The sequence below is a fragment of the Desulfosporosinus sp. I2 genome (genome assembly GCF_000960765.1).
Classification (GTDB): Bacteria; Bacillota; Desulfitobacteriia; order Desulfitobacteriales; family Desulfitobacteriaceae; genus Desulfosporosinus.
On record NZ_JYNH01000106.1, the window covers coordinates 1 to 15,972 of the forward strand.

Here is a 15,972-nt window from a genome sequence, read left to right on the forward strand (position 1 = left end):
ATCTAAAACCACCCTCAGATTTATCAGGGATCTCCCGCCGAACCGCTTCCGTAACCCCAAGCATAATTTTGTCATACGTTCCCTGCCCACCTGCAGTATGGCGACGTTGGTCATGAACTTCCCGAGGTCCATCTAAGGTGATCTGTATTTCCTTGACTGTGGCCTGTTGAAGTATATCCAAATATGCTAGTAAATCGTAGCCATTAGTGACTGCCGTAATCGCATAGCCCCCTTGGGCGGCCTTTTTGACGATATAATCGATGATGTCTTTCTGCTGTGGTGATGCATTCAAGGCTTCCCCACCAAATAAAGTAATGAAAGGCTTTTGATCCGGAAATTGAACCTTTAGATGATCAAAGAAGGCATCTGCGACGTCTCGTTTCATCAGTTGAGTTTTGTGTTTAATCCCATTTTGATAGCAATAAGGGCAGGCTAAATTACAAGCATAGGTCGGAACTAGGAGGACCTGAGGTGCAGTCTCCTCCAAAGCCTCTCTGAATTCAGGCCAGCGGGCCTCTAACCGATTCTTCTCGGCTTGCTCATCAGAATAAAGATAACCGCGCTCGCTTAAATACTGAAGAAACGCTTCGTCCTCCAAATTGTCTCCGCGTTTTAAGCTTTGAAGTTTATCATACTCCTGAGCTTGTACAAGATCAAACCCACCTGACAAGGAATTCATGATGGCATAAGGGAATTCTGGGTTTTCTTTCATCGGTAAGATCAGGTTATAACGGCTAAAATACATGTCTCCACTCTTTTCTAAACGTTCATCATTTAAGAAAACTTGGCTGGCGCCCACGAAAACACTGTTTTTGCACGGATTACTCTTCTTGCAGACACTGTCTTCGCACGTGTTAGCTTATCGGAGCGAAGACACTGTCTTCGCACGAATTAGCCTTCTAGTTAGCCTTGGCGAAGGCGGCAGATCGTTCTGCCGCCAATCAAAATCAGTCGTGGCAACCCGCGACGATTTGAGATGATTTAGAGCAGCATTGTGCTACGTTCAAGGCTAAACTTGTACAGCAAGTTGAAGATGTTTTGCTGATTGGACGCAATGATTTCACCCCCTTTCTTGGATTTGCTTTTAACTTTTTTCTCCATGGAAAGTACGACTGATCATTTCGTACCCATTCTTGACATAACGACGTTCTTTGAATATCTCTATTCTGTCAAATCCTGCCGCTACCAAAATCTCTTCATATTCCTGAATTGTGATGGCCCCTCCGAAACAGGCCGCAACTGCTTCCGGATCCTGCTTAACCTCGGGGGGAAGAGGGGCATCCGTCATAATGTCCGAAACGACAAACCGACCACCAGTTTTAAGGAGACGATGAATTTCACGGTAAACAGCCATTTTATCTTGTACATGATTAATGGCACAATTGCTGAGCACAGCATCCAAGCTGGCATCCTTGAGCGGAATTTTGTCCATTGATGCTAACAAAAAGTCTACATTCTTGAACAACACTTGGTCCGCATGTTCTTGGGCTCTTTCAAGCATTTTTGGGGTAATATCTAACCCCCAAACAAATCCGTCCCCACCAACTAGTGTTGCAGCTTGCAGAGTTTCTGCTCCCCGACCGCATCCAAGATCCAGAACTTTTTCACCCGGATGCAAATCCAGAAACATGATATTTCCACCACAACTCAAATTGGAATTTTCATCCTCTTCCGTATATCTCTTGATAATTTCCAGTGCCGTCACTCATCACACCTTTAAATCAGTCTGCACCCTCTAAATAATTTCAGTCTTTGTCACTACATTGCCGTAAGCTTCTCCTTAACCCCTTGAAGTTTCGTGCAATCGGGGCACCCCGTGCCGGTTCCACCCTCCTTGCACGTCTTAAGACAATTCTCAATTGAACTCAAAATTACTTTAACTTCCTCTGGCGTTAGATTAATAGTTCCCATTTAATAACCCTCCTTGTATAGTTTGACCTTAAAATAGTATTCCCTAAGGCGACATAGAACATGCTTTAACTCTGCTTTCGGTTTGCAAGATACCGTTCAGCATTAACGGCAGCAACCGCTCCATCACCCACAGCCGTAGCTACTTGACGAACCGTTTTACTTCGGACATCCCCTGCTACAAAGACACCTGGCAAATTGGTGCGCATTTCATCGTCAGCTTCGACATATCCCCATTGATTAAGCTTGATTTGATCTGCAAAACTTGTTGTTCGAGGTTGCATGCCAATATAAACAAAAACCCCATTAGCCTTCACCGTGCTTAGAGAATGAGTTTTGATGTTTTCTATTACCACACCGGTCAAATGTTTTTCTCCAACAATGGACCGAACTTCAGAATCCCAAATCACGTTAATTTTTTGGTTGGCAGTTGCTTCCTCTTGAGCAGTTCTGGACGCTTGGAAATGATCAAATTGATGAATGATCGTGACGTGTTTGGCGAATTTAGTCAGGTATACAGCTTCTTCAACCGCCGAGTTTCCACCACCGATAACGACAACTTCCTCGGCGTCTTGGTACATAGCGCCATCACAAGTGGCACAGTAATGAATACCATTTCCTCGGAAATCTGCTTCTCCTTCAGCAGGGAGGCGTCGGGATTCCGCACCAGTCGCTAAAATTACCACTGGAGCCTCATATTCGATGTCTTCTGTTATGATCTGTTTCATATCCCGATTAAGATCCAGACTCACAACTTCTTTGAGATCATGGATTTCCGTTCCAAAACCCTTAGCTTGCTCTATCATGTTACTCATTAGTTCTTTTCCACCAAGAACCCCTGGCGTCCCTGGGTAATTGGCTATATGATACGTGGTTGCCGCTTGCCCTCCGGCTAGGCCTTCCTCTATAATGATTACATTTAATTTAGCACGCGACGCATAGGTAGCTGCTGTCAAGCCGGCAGGCCCTCCCCCCAAAATCAAGACATCCGCGCTGACCTTTTCTTTGACGATCTGTTCAGGCTTAATTCCTAATAAACTTTCAAAAGTCAAACGCGCTTGTGTTATGGAGATATACCCACTTAAACGCTGCCCAACTTCTTCTCCATTGTGGAAAAACAAAACGGTCGGGCTTCCTTTGACACCGAATTTTTCGGCTAGCGGGCGATTCGCTTGGCGCAACATTTTTACGAATTTGACATCGGGAAATTTTTCCGCCATTCTCTCATAAATCGGTGCCAGTTGGGCACAAGGAGGACAATCCTCGGAAAAAAAGTCGAGGGCAATTAACCCCTTAAAGCTTTGCAATTCATCTTCAAACTTTTCTGCTGATAAATGAAGAATACGGTCACTCATTGATCTCTCTCCTTTTGATTTACTGATAAATATTATCCTCCATATTCCCTATACCTCGGATGGGTATATTATCTTCTTACAAATATATTACCTCACTTTCATCGGTTAACCCTTTCACAATTATAGTTTATCTTATGGATGATTATTTATTCTGGATGTCAGGCACTCATAGACCACAATTACTTTCTTGGAACTTTTTAGCTATTTCCAATTGCCTTTCCACAGGCCACAATGGCAAAATCACCGAATGAAATGCTTCTTGCCAATTTAGTTCCCCCTTTTCGATCTCTCACTTAATAAGAAATCCAATTTTTATATTATCTTTTACCATTATAATACCCCGTATGGGTATAGTCAATGCTCTCTTCTATTACTAAGGCTGAAATTACACTACTCCTGAGACCACCTTGGCTAAATCTTTCAGCCAAGGTTTCTAGAACCTGTTGCCTTGATCTATCTCGATCTCGAGCAACCTTTGAACTGACAGTTACAATTTTCCATTGATAAAAACACTTAAATAAGTTATATTGTAAATAAAATTACTCCCCCCTAGTATACGGGGTAATAAGTCGATTCGATTGGAGGAATTATTCTATGGCAAAAATTGTAGTGATAGGTGGCAGCTTTGCAGGACTGACGGCAGCGTTAGAAGCAAGACGCAAACTAGGCCCTGAGCATAAAGTTTTAATGATTTCGAAAACTGATAACTTCGTTTTTATCCCATCTATGATTTGGGTCCCCTTCGGTTGGAGGGAAGTTGAAGATGTTACTGCGCCTTTGAGACCAATCTTAAGTAAAGCCGGCGTTGAGTTCATGCATGCCGAAGCGACTAAGATCCTGCCGAAAGAAAACAAAGTGGAGACTAGTCAAGGGGTTATCGATTATGATTATCTTGTCGTTGCTACTGGCCCCGATCTTGATTTTGATGCAGTAGAGGGTTTAGGTCCCAATAAGGGTAACGTTGAGTGTATTTGTAATCCGAAGAGCGCCCTAGAGGCCCGTAAGCACTGGAAAGAGTTTTTGAAAAATCCCGGTACTGTTGTGATTGGCGCGGCACCAGCAGCAGGTTGTGCCGGAGCAGCGTATGAATTCCTCTTTAATATGGAATATGCTCTGCGTAAAAATGGAGTTCGGAAAAAAGCGGATCTCTACTGGATAACACCAGAACCTTTCTTAGGGCACTTCGGGATCGAGGGAATTGCCGGCGGGGAAGGTATGCTTAAGGGTTTTATGAAAATGTTTAATATCAAATATATTACCGAAGCAGCGATTGAAAAAGTTGACAAGGAAAAAGTCTACCTAAAAGGAGGCAAAGTCATCCCTTACAAATTCTCTATGATCATGCCGGCATTTATGGGGGCGAAAGTGATCAGGGATTCTGAAGGCCTTGCAAATCCTAGAGGGTTTATTCCCACACACGATTCCTATCAGCACAAAGAGTTCCCAAACATTTTTGCCGCAGGAATTGCTGTGGATGTTCCACCACCGTTCAAACCTGGCAAAGTCCCTCTCAATGTTCCTAAAACTGGTTATCCTTCCGATGAAGCCGGAAAGGTCGCTGCTGAGAATATTAAACGCCTGATTGAAGGGCGTAATGATCTCCAGTCGAAGCCGTTCGGCAAAATTCCGGGCTTATGTATTATGGATGCTGGTCACAAAGAAGTTATTATTGTTAGCAATCACTTGTTTAAACCCCGACAATTTGCGGTCATGATTCCCAATATCTTCTATGATATTAACAAACGGCTCTTTGAAAAATACTTTATGTGGAAAGTTAGAACAGGTCGTTCCTATTTGCCCTAAGAGTTCTTTTAGGATAATTAAGGTGAGGTATGCAAAAGCGCTCAAATTCTGGATGAATTTGAGCGCTTTTTATTTTCAACAACCAGTGTGGCAATATCCCTAGCCTCTCTGACGGTTGTTTCTTAAAGTGATATCACTTCCAGTGAACCTAAGCGTTCAAGCCATAAACCAGTGGAGGTTACTTTGCCGATTGCGATTTCCCCCTCAATTTGATACCATTCTACAGCTGCTTTACAAAGAAGAAGTTCGACTCCATCCTCTTGAATTTGTTGTAAAAACTCCAACACCTGCGAGTTCTTAGTTGCCAGGCGTACACTATCCCCTAAGAAAAAGATTGATTTTGGCTTAATTGATTGTTTGGACAACATTTTGAGAAATCCTCTCATCATTTTGTGTCCAAGTTCGAGGTCCCCCTCCCCCATTCGTTCTCCTTTAAGAATAAGCATTTTGTCAGCTAACGATGCCATGATGCTTTCAGTCCCCCTTAAATAAAATTATTTATTCTTTTGAGGATAATAAGGGCACTCTAATTTGAGACATTGTTTATTGCGCCAGAAATCTTTACATTTCGGAGTGGCATGAGCTTCTTGTGGGAACTTGGCCAACTCTTCGCGTTCCAAAATATCAATGGCTGCTAGTAGTGCCGAATAGGTGCTTCGTTTGCAACAACGCGGACCTCCGTAAGCCCCGACCCGCTGAAGAATTTCTCCAGTATCTCGGTTGGTTTCACCCCAACCTTCTTTTTTAAGTGACGTTAAATGTCTTAAGACACTTAACCCTATACCCGCCCCTAAAGCAGCCCCGCAGCTACCCCAACTACCGCAGATACCGCCCGGTAATTGACCGGAGCGAACGATGGCATCCTCAATTTGGGCAGTTTCAATGGCTATACCTAAATTGCGCAGGGTCACCAATAGGGTGGCAGGTACTAATTGATGGTGTTCAGGACCATGCATATGAAACGCTGGTGTCCCCATAATCTCCCGAGCCAATTCAATTGGGTTAGTCAGAGTAGTTTTCTCTAAGATAACTTCGATCATTCGTGTACCGTTAGCCCGATGGCATTTATCACAAATAAAATGACCGTCCGGGCAGATGATGTTGCTATGTTGATCTTTGCCGCAGTAAATACATTTTTGCATATTACCGGTCTCAGCGTAGATAAGTTCTCTGCCACAGATCAGGCAACCTTCAGAATGCTTGATCTGTTCCTCTGTTGTTTGCACTTTTAGCTCTATCAAAACAATTCACCCCGCAATAATTCGCATACCCCACAGGGGTACGTATTATTTAGTATATCATCTTAGAATGATTTGTAAACTGCTTCATGCGAAACAGGGGGAAACAGGGGGACAGAGGAAACAGGGGGACAGGTGCGCTGTTTCAAGTTCATGAAACAGGGGGACAGGTGCGCTGTTTCGAAACAGGGGGACAGGTGCGCTGTTTCAAGTTCATTACTGGGGGAAACAGGGGGACAGGTGCGCTGTTTCAAGTTCATTACTGAAACATTGCACCTGTCCCCCTGTTTTCCTTCTGTTAAATCCTATAGCTTAAAAGTACTTAAGTTCTTTTGAAGGTCATTAACCATAGCAACTAATCCATTACTAGATATATTTATTTGTTCAAGGGACGCAGTTTGTTCTTCTATAGCAGCAGATACAGTTTGTGTCTGCTGTGCCGTAACTTGACTGATTCGATCAATGTCTTGAATGGAAGAAACGAGTTGCTCTGTACCGCTAGCCATTTCTTGAGTTGTAGCCGATATTTCTTGCAATTGATTAGACACTTGCAGAACCAGTTCTGTGATTTCTAAAAATGACTTTCCAGCAGTATCTACTATACCAATTCCAGCTTGTACATCTTTTATTTCACTGTCCATAGCCATTACGGCTTCATGAATATTTTCCCCGTTAGCTTGTATTAACAACGCAATCTGTTGGGCTGCTTCCTTTGATTGCTCAGCTAGTTTTCTAACTTCATCAGCAACTACAGCAAATCCTCGCCCTTGTTCCCCGGCGCGCGCTGCTTCAATCGCAGCATTGAGAGCGAGAAGATTGGTTTGCTCTGTTATTCCAGTAATAACATTAATAATTTCACTGATCTGGTCCGAACTTTCTGCCAACTTCTGAACGGACTGTTGAACTTGCCCTGTTTTCTGATTAATGCTATCCATCTGCATAATAACCTTATTAATAGCTTCTTGACCCTTATCAGTTGTTTGGGCTGTCCTAGCCGTCAATAAAGCAATATCATTACTCGAAGCAGCAACCTGCTGAGTTCTTGCTGATAGCTGTTCGATAGCATTAGCAGTCTCAGCTATGGTACTTACTTGGCTTTCAGATCCGGTAGCCACCTTCTCGATTGATAGCGCAATCTGTGTAGAAGCTTCGGAACTTTGCTCAGTTATTTTTAACATGTCTCGAGAAGATTCAGCAACTTGCTCAGATGAATCATATACACGTTGTACTAGATTCCTTAGATTTAAACTCATAGTATTAAAGGATCTACTTAATTGCCCAAATTCGTCCTTTTCAATAGAATTGAGCGATTCTATTGACATATTTCCCTGCGCGACTTGATCTGCTGCCTTGACAATATTATGCAGTCGTCTAAGAGAGCGAGATACTATAACCCAGATTAACACAGCCGCTATTAGAAGTTCGATTAGAATAAAAATAATAATTTGAGTTGTAAGTCTTTCCACCAACATGTTAATCAATGAACTTGGCACTCCGATAAACATCATACCTATGATATTACCTTGTTTATCCTTGATTGGTTCATATATCGTCTGATTTATTACACCAACTACAACCGCTTCTCCAGTGTACGTTTTACCCTCCTTAAGGGTAACTTGTTCCACTTCAGGTGCCACAGTAGTCCCAACTGCCCGTGTCCCATCCGCTTTTTTAACGTTTGTGGCTATACGAGTGTTACCCTGGAAAATTGTCACATTATCATTCGCTAATTCCCCAATTTGGTCAACAATAGTAGTGTCATTTATGACATTTTCGCCCTTGTAAAGTTTGTTATCTTTAATCGACCACTCCCCTGGAAACGACTTATCGATAATCAATTTACCGAGTGCAAGATCAGACGGTAACTTTTCTTGGGCTACAGTAATAATCCCACTGCGAAAAGTGCTAATTGAAAATGCTGTAATCACTGAGGTTGCTAAAAATACTAAAAGCACAATGACAAGGACCAGTTTGCTTTTGATACTCAAATTAAATTCCACCCCTTCTCTCCAAAAGTTCTAGAACAGAATATACACATAGCTGGTAATAATAATTTTAATTTGCGAAATAATTTCATATTATTTAAATATTCAACGTTTCTCCTTAAAATCCTGCATTTACAATTTATTTTACATATTCAAACAAGAAGTGCCTAGAGCCTTGATTGTTGAATTAAGTCTTGAGGAGATGTTCCAAACCTCTACCGTGGTCGTCTAAGTCCTTTGAAGCTAGACATACTACTGCCCTTTATCCAAATCTAAGTAAAGGTGAGCCATAACACTTAAGCAGTGTTATGGCTCAATGGGGTGGAGATAATGAGATATCCGCGTAATCTTTAAAGGTAGCGAGAGTCCACCTGACTAAATTTATTTTCTGGTAAAGACAAGAGCTGATTTAGCGTTTCTAATATTTCTGGTTTGTCTTTAGGTATGTTTCCATTTACCCATGCAAAATTCGAGACATGATCACTGAGTAGTTGGAAAGGACCGGCTAAGTTAGCAACTAACAGATGAGTTTCTTCTAAGGCTTCATGGGGGGTAAGTAGGTGGAAGTGCCCTTGTAGATGATCTTCATAAAGAGGGGTTCCCTTCCAAGGAACATAAGTTCGTAATCTTACAAAGTCTGGGGTAAATGCATTGAGTACCCGGGCGCTTTCAATAGCATGTTCATATGTGCGTTCACGTCCACCAATCCCTATAAGGATATATTCGCTCAGTTCGATACCTGCCCCTCTCACCTTGAGGCCTTCTTCGATCATTTCTGCGGCTGTAAACCCTTTTCTAATTCTTAGTAGAACTTCGTCGTCTCCACTCTCCATTCCGGAGTGTATACGGGTCAAGCCAGCTGCTTTAAGACGGCGTAACTCCTTTAGACTTTTTAATTTGAGGTATTTAGCAGAGCCATAGACCGTCATACGCTTTAAGTAGGGAAACATTTCTTGGGCATAGCAAAGGATTTCTTCAAGCTGGTCTGTTTTCATTAATATCGTGTTCCCATCAGGAAAGAAGATCGATTGAACCTTTTCGCCATGATAATTTCGGGCTGTTTGAAGGTCTTCTTTAATATCTGATACGGGCCGAATTCGAAATTTCGTTGTTCTATACATACCACAAAAAGTACATTTATTATGGGGACAGCCAATAGTTGCTTGAATTAGTAAACTTTCGGCTTCACTAGGTGGACGATAGACGGTTCCTTCGTAACGCATCTTTTTAAGCTCCTCTCTAATGGACAATTCGCAAGCTCTAGCCCTTACAAACGTTATTTTAGTATTCTTTCTTTTGTTAACCAGATAGCTAATAATCTCCTGCATACCTTTGAAAATTGACGCCCAATGCGGTCCAAGTCATTTTACCGACGATTCCATCTTGTACCAGTCCCTTACTCTTTTGGAATGCAAGAACAGCCGCTCTAGTAAGTGGTCCAAAAACCCCGTCAATTTTCCCAGGATCAAAACCAGCCGCCAATAACATACCTTGTAATTTTTTGACGTAACCACCCGAAGAACCATCTCTTAATAAAGGACATTGTGATTGTCCATGGGTAAGTATGTGTTTATGCAAATTAGAGTCCTCCTTTTTTCTAGAATATGTCTGATTTCCTGCAATGTTAATTGTCCATGAAACAACGCACCTGTCCCCTTGTTTCTGCAATGTTAATTGTCCATGAAACAACGCACCTGTCCCCTTGTTTCGTGTCCCCTTGTTTCGGTTGATATATTCTAGTAAACTTGTATGTATCAATTTTGAAAGGTTTTGTTGTTGATGTTAGATATTGCAATCATAGGTGGCTTAGTTTTGGATGGTACAGGAGACACGTCCTGTCAAAATGACATTGGAATTAAGGATGGGAAGATTGTTGAGATTGCGAAAGGTCTATCAACTGACGCTAACTCCGTTATCGATGCCACTCATAAAATAGTTGCTCCAGGGTTTATTGATGTGCATAGTCATAGTGATTTGGTACCGTTTACGTCCGGCCCAATTCGCGAGAGTAAGATTAGACAAGGTGTAACAACAGAATTAATTGGACAGTGTGGTCTCGGCTCTGCTCCCTATACAGAAACGATGCTTGACTGGCGTAACTACCTAACTCCTATCTTAGGAAATGGACCACAAACCTGGAACTGGCCCAATTTTTCATCATTCTTGAGTGACTTAGAGAAAGCAAAAAAGCCGAACAATTATGCGGCTTTAATTGGACATGGGGCTGTTAGGGCCCAAGTTTTAGGGTTAAAAGATGTCCTTCCTTCAGAAAAGGATCTTACGAGGATGAGCATGATCGTGGACGAAGCTATGTCACAGGGTTCTCTAGGAATCTCCTACGGTTTAGCTTACTTGCCGGGAATGTTTGCCCCTAAACAAGAACTTGTCACTTTAAGTTCTGTAGTTGCCGCTCATAATGGCATCATGATGATTCATATTCGCAGCCACTCACGCCAAGTTCGTGAGGGAATGGCAGAAGCCATAGCTGTCGCCAAAGACTCCGGCGTTAAGTTGCAAATTTCCCATATGCGCTCCTACGCTAATCAAAAGTATGGCATTACTGGTCAGGAATTAATTGAAATGGTTGAACAAGCTAGGCTCGATGGTGTTGATGTCACTTTTGATGAGCACCCTTATCGAGCCGGTAGTACACTTTTATCTCAGATTCTACCCCCTTGGGCCAAGGAGGGCGGTGGTCCTGAAATTATCCGTAGGCTAAAGGACCCGCAACTGCGAACTAGGTTAAAGGAAGAATTAAAAGATAACGGACCCGATTACCTAGGTTGGGATAACTTTGTGGGAATGGTGGGATGGTCCAATATTATGATTAGTTCGATGTTTAACCAGCAAAACAAATGGGCTGAAGGCCAGACTGCGGCTCAATTAGTTAAAAAAACTGGTCAAAATCCAATCGAATTCGTTCATGAAATTATTGATCAAATCGCTGAACTATTGATTAGAGATGATTGTCGCTGTTCCATGGTCATGCATAATCTTTTTGCCGAAGATGATATTGTCGCTTTGATCAAACACCCATTGTGTCAAATAGGTTCGGATGGAATTCCTACGGGGAAACCACATCCCCGTTTATATGGCACATACCCTAAATTTTTGGGTGAATATGTTCGGGATAAAAAGCTGATGACTTGGGAACAAGGGATTAAAAAGATCACGGGCGACCCGGCTCGCAGGTTAAACTTAGCAAATAAGGGATTTGTTAAAACGGACTATTGTGCCGATCTGGTCGTCTTCGAACCAGAGAAAATTAATGCTCCCGAGGATTATAACAAGCCCTCCGAGTTTCCTATTGGGCTTAATTACACGTTAGTCAATGGACAAATCGTTGTGGCAAATGGTGAAATACTATCGTCAGAAGCCGGTAAAGTGATTCTTGCAAAACGCTGACTTGCGTCTTATGTTTAAAGAGCTTAGACGATTCAGTTGTGCCATCAAGTATACTTAAGTTTCCTCGACATAACGTGCAATAAAAGTACCAATAACCAAAGACCATACCGGTGCACTAATATTAAAGATCGTCATATCCGACACGGCGATAATCAACGTAAAGGCAGCACTTATTTTCATGGTCGGCTTCGAAAAGCCCACAGACAGACTATTTCCGAACACACCTAGAAGGGCAAAGCCAACAAGGATTGAAACAAAAGGCTTAGGTAAAATCTGAATCAAGGGTACCAGTTTCCATGCAAATAAACCGAACAGAAGGATGATGAAGCCTGAAACAACCGCTCCCATATATCGCTTCTCTTCCGGACCTGCCTCTTTATCCGAACAAATAGCTGACATCATTCCCGCCACATTGGCGGATTGTCCTCCAAAGAAACTCGTGAGGATCGAAAAAAGGCCACTTAAGGCTATGACCCGATTCACCGGGGGATGATAATCATTTTGTTCTAAGGCTCCAATTCCAACCGCTGCGTCATTGCTTAAAATAAGTAGGGCCAGAGGAATCGAAACGGAGATAAAGCTCATGACCTTAAATTCCGGAATTTGAAGAGTCGGAACCACAAACGACATAGACAATTGAGGGCTATTTAGGGGTTCTGTTAAAAGCAAGAGCAACATCCCTATTCCTATTGCCGCTACCATAGGAGGAACCCGCGTTCGAAATTTACTAAACATTAAATAGATCAGCAGGGAAACTCCGCCAATTAGTGGAAGTTGGTGTAAGGACGTAATAAAAATAACCATATACTTCATAATCATTCCCGCTAACATGACTGCAATGATTTGTTTAGGTACATAGTCTAGTAGTCTTGAAAAAATACCCAGATAGCCTATCAAGAGCATTACCATACCTGCCATAAGATAGGAACCAATCAGCTGGGAATAGGTAAATTGAACCGTAACGGTGGTTAGAAAAGCAACTCCGGTAATCGAGTGAGCTCCTACGATCGGCATTCGATAATAAAGTGGAATAAGAATACTAAAAATCCCGCCGAACACGTAGACTGAGAACATCCAAAGAATCGTCTGTGTGGTGGTAAAGTTACCCTTTGAGGCAGCTTCTAAAATTATGGCCGGTGGACCTGTTATTGCCAAAAGCCCAGAGGCAATTCCTGCCGAGATATTACGATAATCTAAATCGTTCAATCTACTCATACTTGAATCTCCCTACATTAATCTCCTATCGTTAACCTTGAAATAAGCCAACCCGTTCGGTTGGCTTATTTATGGTTAAGGAATGAGCCTTCTTTAATAAGGTCATTATAGGATTCTGCTGATCGTTTGCAAAGCAACTTCCATCGTAGATGTATCAAGCCTAGCATTCGACGTCTCAGGCTTAAACATCAGTGAAAATTCTTCACCGGTATTGGTTTTTTTCGCGGAATAAAAAGCAGTATCAATCGGTATAGCGCCTAAGTCGAGGAAAAATTGTTTACGATCATCGAGGTGTTCCTTGTTTTTTCTTGCTTCGAGGAATATCCCCTCAATCTCGGGATGTTTCTTTTCTAGGAGGGTACGGATTCGATGGAATAAAAAGACTCCGATTCCCCGGTCCTTATATTCAGGGGTAATACCAAGATGCTCTAAATAAGCCATCTTCACGTTTGGCATCCAATAAAAACAAGCTATTCCAAAGACTTTATTGCTTTCAATCGCTGTGATTACGTAGTATTTATTAGGTGCAATGTCTTGTGGTTTAAGTAATTTTTCTTTAATTTCTTGTTGAACCGATTCAGGGTATTCAAAGACTGAGCCCATTAGACGAATACCCTCTTGAGTATAATACTCGTTTGGCTCCTGGCCTTCAACAAATTTAATGTTATCGGAATCAACCTCAATGATATTTCCAAAATTATCCCGAACGATAATCTCCTTATGTATAATCATGGCCATATCTCCCGTGTGTGCAAAGGCTGCATTGGCCTCATCCGTATCAATATGAAATTCCGTGATCCCCTCGTCTACTAAACGGACTGTAACATCATGATAACAAACAGTTTTTTCCCCTTTAATCAAAATACTTACTTTATCCGATTCGGTGATATCTAACTTTTCAGCGTTCTTCCTCAGCATATGGACATGTGCTTTAGAAATAATACAGCCATGGTCCAGAACCACGACTCCTTTTGGCCCAATTAGCACTGCTCCAGGAGTATTCTCCAGCCTTCCAGAATCTCTAAGCGGTGCATTAATACCTAATGGAAATGTTTCTGTGCGCGATAATTCAACTTGGGTTTGGGAGCGTGCTGGTCCAATAATTCTTACTTGTTGCAAAACTCCCTTCGGCCCAACAACATTGACTGTCTCTTTAGCAGCAAATTGACCAGCTTGTCCTAAATCCCGTAGTACTGTAAGGGAACTTCCCTTTCCATATAAAATTTCAACATGTTCTTGGGAAAGATGGACATGGGCCCTAGAAACGCCTACCATAACTAGCCATTTCTTTTCACGTTTAAAGTCTACTTTTTTTACATCATTCATTTCCATTTCACTAGCTACCTCCAATATCGATTAATAAGTTAAGTACATCCTATTTTATAGTAAATAGGCATAATATGAAATCTTTTCCGGAAAGCTGTATCCCCAAAAAACAAATTCCCTTATAAACTACTCCGAATTCACTGGCCCCTTACTATCTTTGAGAACCTCTTCCTTCTTAAAGTCAACCACAACCCGGCTATCAAATGTACACAATCCAAGCAGGTGACACCTTCTACAAAATTGCTCTAAGATTCCAGATTAGTCTTGCGAGTTTACTTGCTGCCAACCCGGGCATTGATCCTATCACGAGGTTTGGTTCGTAGATGCCCTCTCGTTTAGTACTCTTTTGAATTTAGTCAATAAATACAACATCCGTGGGATTTGCATTTGGTACCTAGGTGCAGAGGATTCAAAAATTTATACAGAAATCCAAACTAAGTTCTAAGTGGGCCCTTCTCCCTCTCCCGGATATGGAACATGACTCTGCTTGATTTTACGAATACCACCGCGCGGGTCTTTAACATCCCCTTGATAGCGTGGAATGATGTGAACATGCGCGTGAAAAATTGTCTGGCCGGCAGCTGCCCCAATATTCATTCCAAGGTTAAATCCATCGGGCTGGAACCGCTTATTCAGTTCCTCTTTGACCTCTTCGCATAACTTCCAAAGACTTATCATTTCTTCTAAGCTTGCCTCAAAAAGATTTGTTAGGTGCCTTTTGGGGATAACAAGAACATGACCTACATTGACAGGGTATCTGTCGAAGAAGGCCTTAGATAGTTCGTTTTCCAAAAGGATTTCTGTCTTCTCTAATCTGCAAAAGATACATTGTGACATTCCTGTATTCCTCCCTCTCAAACTGCTCGAAGGTGAGACAAGTTACCGCAGCGAACTTGAACGCTAGGTGCAGGGAAGTTATTAACCCATAATTAGAGTATAATAGTTTTCTGAACGGTTGCAATAAAATTACTAAGAAGTGGTCATCCGATTAACAATGAAAAAACAGCCAGATTTCTGGCTGTTTCTATATTACTACTCGCTGTCTAGCCAGCTATAGTTCGGGGCATGCTTAACAAAATAGGATTAGCGTCATTTCTTATCTAAGCATTTGACTGTATTGCTCCCATCGGACAATACTTTACACATTGATTGCACTTGATGCATTTCTCCTCATTGACAATCGGTGCCTCAAAACCATTCTGTTCCAAAGCTCCCGCAGGACATACTCTAATAGAAGGACAACGATGATTTTGGGGACAGCGACTTTTCTGAACTGAAATTCTCATTTTTTTGATCCACCTCTTTAAAAGATTTCTTACCCAATCAATAATCCGCTTACTTGGCTGGCGCCCGAAGACACTGTCTTCGCACGTGTTAGCTTAGCGGAGCGAAGACACTGTCTTCGCACGAATTAGCCTTCTAGTTAGCCTTGGCGAAGGCGGCCGGTCGAATGCTAAGCCATCCATGGCGCATTCGACACTAGACACGTCCTGTGTCGTCGCCTCAGTTGCCCTTATACGCTGGCCACGACGATAAGCGGATGAGCTTATCGCCACACTGCAACTCACTACGCATACTCCAGCAGTGTGGATTGGCCGAGTGTCCCTGTAGCCAAGACTCGAACAAGGATGTTCGAGATTAGAGCGCCGCCATGGATGGCAAGGCGCCGTGATGGCGAGAAGGGACCTTCCAGAAAGTAAATAACGAAGTTTATACTTTCTGACTAGTATAAGAACA

The 15,972-nt window shown here is 42.3% G+C and carries 16 protein-coding genes; 3 read left to right on the forward strand and 13 right to left on the reverse strand.

All coding sequences use genetic code 11. The features are described 5' to 3' along the window. The 4 genes from UF75_RS18725 to trxB all read right to left on the reverse strand — a co-directional run. Positions 1-799, reverse strand: a 799-nt coding sequence (locus tag UF75_RS18725) for a radical SAM protein (protein WP_156146511.1), incomplete at its 3' end; no start/stop codon positions are given. 285 nt (positions 800-1,084) lie between these two features. Next, complete coding sequence (locus UF75_RS18730; RefSeq protein ID WP_045576090.1) at positions 1,085-1,705, reverse strand: methyltransferase domain-containing protein; 621 nt, start codon at positions 1,703-1,705, stop codon at positions 1,085-1,087. A 53-nt stretch (positions 1,706-1,758) separates the two neighbouring features. After that, complete coding sequence (locus tag UF75_RS29275; protein WP_197079459.1) at positions 1,759-1,911, reverse strand: hypothetical protein; 153 nt, start codon at positions 1,909-1,911, stop codon at positions 1,759-1,761. 65 nt (positions 1,912-1,976) lie between these two features. Then, on the reverse strand, positions 1,977-3,263 hold the full coding sequence (trxB, locus tag UF75_RS18735) for a thioredoxin-disulfide reductase (protein WP_045576091.1): 1,287 nt from the start codon (positions 3,261-3,263) through the stop codon (positions 1,977-1,979). Positions 3,264-3,857: 594 nt separating this feature from the next. On the opposite strand from trxB, the gene UF75_RS18740 reads away from it, so the two are divergent. Beyond that, positions 3,858-5,066 carry an FAD-dependent oxidoreductase gene (locus UF75_RS18740; RefSeq protein WP_045576092.1) on the forward strand — a complete coding sequence of 403 codons (1,209 nt, stop codon included), beginning with the start codon at positions 3,858-3,860 and terminating at the stop codon, positions 5,064-5,066. Between the two features lie 122 nt (positions 5,067-5,188). Here UF75_RS18740 and UF75_RS18745 read toward each other — a convergent pair whose 3' ends face one another. The 5 genes from UF75_RS18745 to UF75_RS28500 form a co-directional block, all read right to left on the reverse strand. After that, the gene (locus tag UF75_RS18745; protein WP_045576093.1) at positions 5,189-5,533 is read right to left on the reverse strand and encodes a DsrE family protein; all 345 of its coding nucleotides are present in this window, start codon (positions 5,531-5,533) and stop codon (positions 5,189-5,191) included. A 27-nt stretch (positions 5,534-5,560) separates the two neighbouring features. Continuing rightward, positions 5,561-6,307: a DUF5714 domain-containing protein gene (locus UF75_RS18750; RefSeq protein ID WP_052693426.1), complete on the reverse strand. Its 747-nt coding sequence runs from the start codon at positions 6,305-6,307 to the stop codon at positions 5,561-5,563. Between the two features lie 302 nt (positions 6,308-6,609). Beyond that, a complete protein-coding gene (locus tag UF75_RS18755) occupies positions 6,610-8,292 on the reverse strand; it encodes a methyl-accepting chemotaxis protein (RefSeq protein ID WP_242860332.1) in 1,683 nt (560 codons plus the stop codon). Between the two features lie 347 nt (positions 8,293-8,639). Continuing rightward, entirely contained in the window at positions 8,640-9,512 is an 873-nt protein-coding gene (locus UF75_RS18760) for a radical SAM protein (protein WP_045576095.1), read from the reverse strand. An 88-nt stretch (positions 9,513-9,600) separates the two neighbouring features. Continuing rightward, a complete protein-coding gene (locus tag UF75_RS28500; protein WP_348983078.1) occupies positions 9,601-9,867 on the reverse strand; it encodes a peptidoglycan-binding domain-containing protein in 267 nt (88 codons plus the stop codon). Positions 9,868-10,068: 201 nt separating this feature from the next. On the opposite strand from UF75_RS28500, the gene UF75_RS18770 reads away from it, so the two are divergent. Further along, positions 10,069-11,694: a D-aminoacylase gene (locus UF75_RS18770; protein WP_045576096.1), complete on the forward strand. Its 1,626-nt coding sequence runs from the start codon at positions 10,069-10,071 to the stop codon at positions 11,692-11,694. Positions 11,695-11,748: 54 nt separating this feature from the next. On the opposite strand, the gene UF75_RS18775 is transcribed toward UF75_RS18770, so the two are convergent. Next, positions 11,749-12,909, reverse strand: coding sequence for a benzoate/H(+) symporter BenE family transporter (locus UF75_RS18775; protein WP_045576097.1), 1,161 nt, complete (start codon positions 12,907-12,909; stop codon positions 11,749-11,751). Positions 12,910-13,014: 105 nt separating this feature from the next. After that, complete coding sequence (gene pduL / locus UF75_RS18780; RefSeq protein WP_045576098.1) at positions 13,015-14,241, reverse strand: phosphate propanoyltransferase; 1,227 nt, start codon at positions 14,239-14,241, stop codon at positions 13,015-13,017. 197 nt (positions 14,242-14,438) lie between these two features. On the opposite strand from pduL, the gene UF75_RS27475 reads away from it, so the two are divergent. Then, positions 14,439-14,558, forward strand: coding sequence for a LysM domain-containing protein (locus UF75_RS27475; protein WP_082075231.1), 120 nt, complete (start codon positions 14,439-14,441; stop codon positions 14,556-14,558). Positions 14,559-14,676: 118 nt separating this feature from the next. Here the strand turns inward: UF75_RS27475 and UF75_RS18785 are convergent, their stop codons facing one another. Together UF75_RS18785 and UF75_RS18790 are read right to left on the reverse strand one after the other, a co-directional pair. After that, complete coding sequence (locus tag UF75_RS18785) at positions 14,677-15,072, reverse strand: HIT family protein (protein WP_045576099.1); 396 nt, start codon at positions 15,070-15,072, stop codon at positions 14,677-14,679. 263 nt (positions 15,073-15,335) lie between these two features. Further along, positions 15,336-15,521 (reverse strand): 4Fe-4S binding protein, encoded by a 186-nt coding sequence (locus UF75_RS18790; protein ID WP_045576100.1) that lies wholly within the window; start codon positions 15,519-15,521, stop codon positions 15,336-15,338. Positions 15,522-15,972: the final 451 nt, after the last annotated feature.

Coding starts and splice junctions, on each gene's coding strand:
- UF75_RS18775 (WP_045576097.1), bottom strand. CDS start 12,909: ATGAGTAGATTGAACGATTTAGATTATCGTAATATCTCGGCAGGAATT.
- UF75_RS18760 (WP_045576095.1), bottom strand. CDS start 9,512: ATGCGTTACGAAGGAACCGTCTATCGTCCACCTAGTGAAGCCGAAAGT.
- trxB (WP_045576091.1), bottom strand. CDS start 3,263: ATGAGTGACCGTATTCTTCATTTATCAGCAGAAAAGTTTGAAGATGAA.
- UF75_RS18785 (WP_045576099.1), bottom strand. CDS start 15,072: ATGTCACAATGTATCTTTTGCAGATTAGAGAAGACAGAAATCCTTTTG.
- UF75_RS27475 (WP_082075231.1), top strand. CDS start 14,439: ATGTACACAATCCAAGCAGGTGACACCTTCTACAAAATTGCTCTAAGA.
- UF75_RS18745 (WP_045576093.1), bottom strand. CDS start 5,533: ATGGCATCGTTAGCTGACAAAATGCTTATTCTTAAAGGAGAACGAATG.
- UF75_RS18740 (WP_045576092.1), top strand. CDS start 3,858: ATGGCAAAAATTGTAGTGATAGGTGGCAGCTTTGCAGGACTGACGGCA.
- pduL (WP_045576098.1), bottom strand. CDS start 14,241: ATGGAAATGAATGATGTAAAAAAAGTAGACTTTAAACGTGAAAAGAAA.
- UF75_RS29275 (WP_197079459.1), bottom strand. CDS start 1,911: ATGGGAACTATTAATCTAACGCCAGAGGAAGTTAAAGTAATTTTGAGT.
- UF75_RS18790 (WP_045576100.1), bottom strand. CDS start 15,521: ATGAGAATTTCAGTTCAGAAAAGTCGCTGTCCCCAAAATCATCGTTGT.
- UF75_RS18770 (WP_045576096.1), top strand. CDS start 10,069: ATGTTAGATATTGCAATCATAGGTGGCTTAGTTTTGGATGGTACAGGA.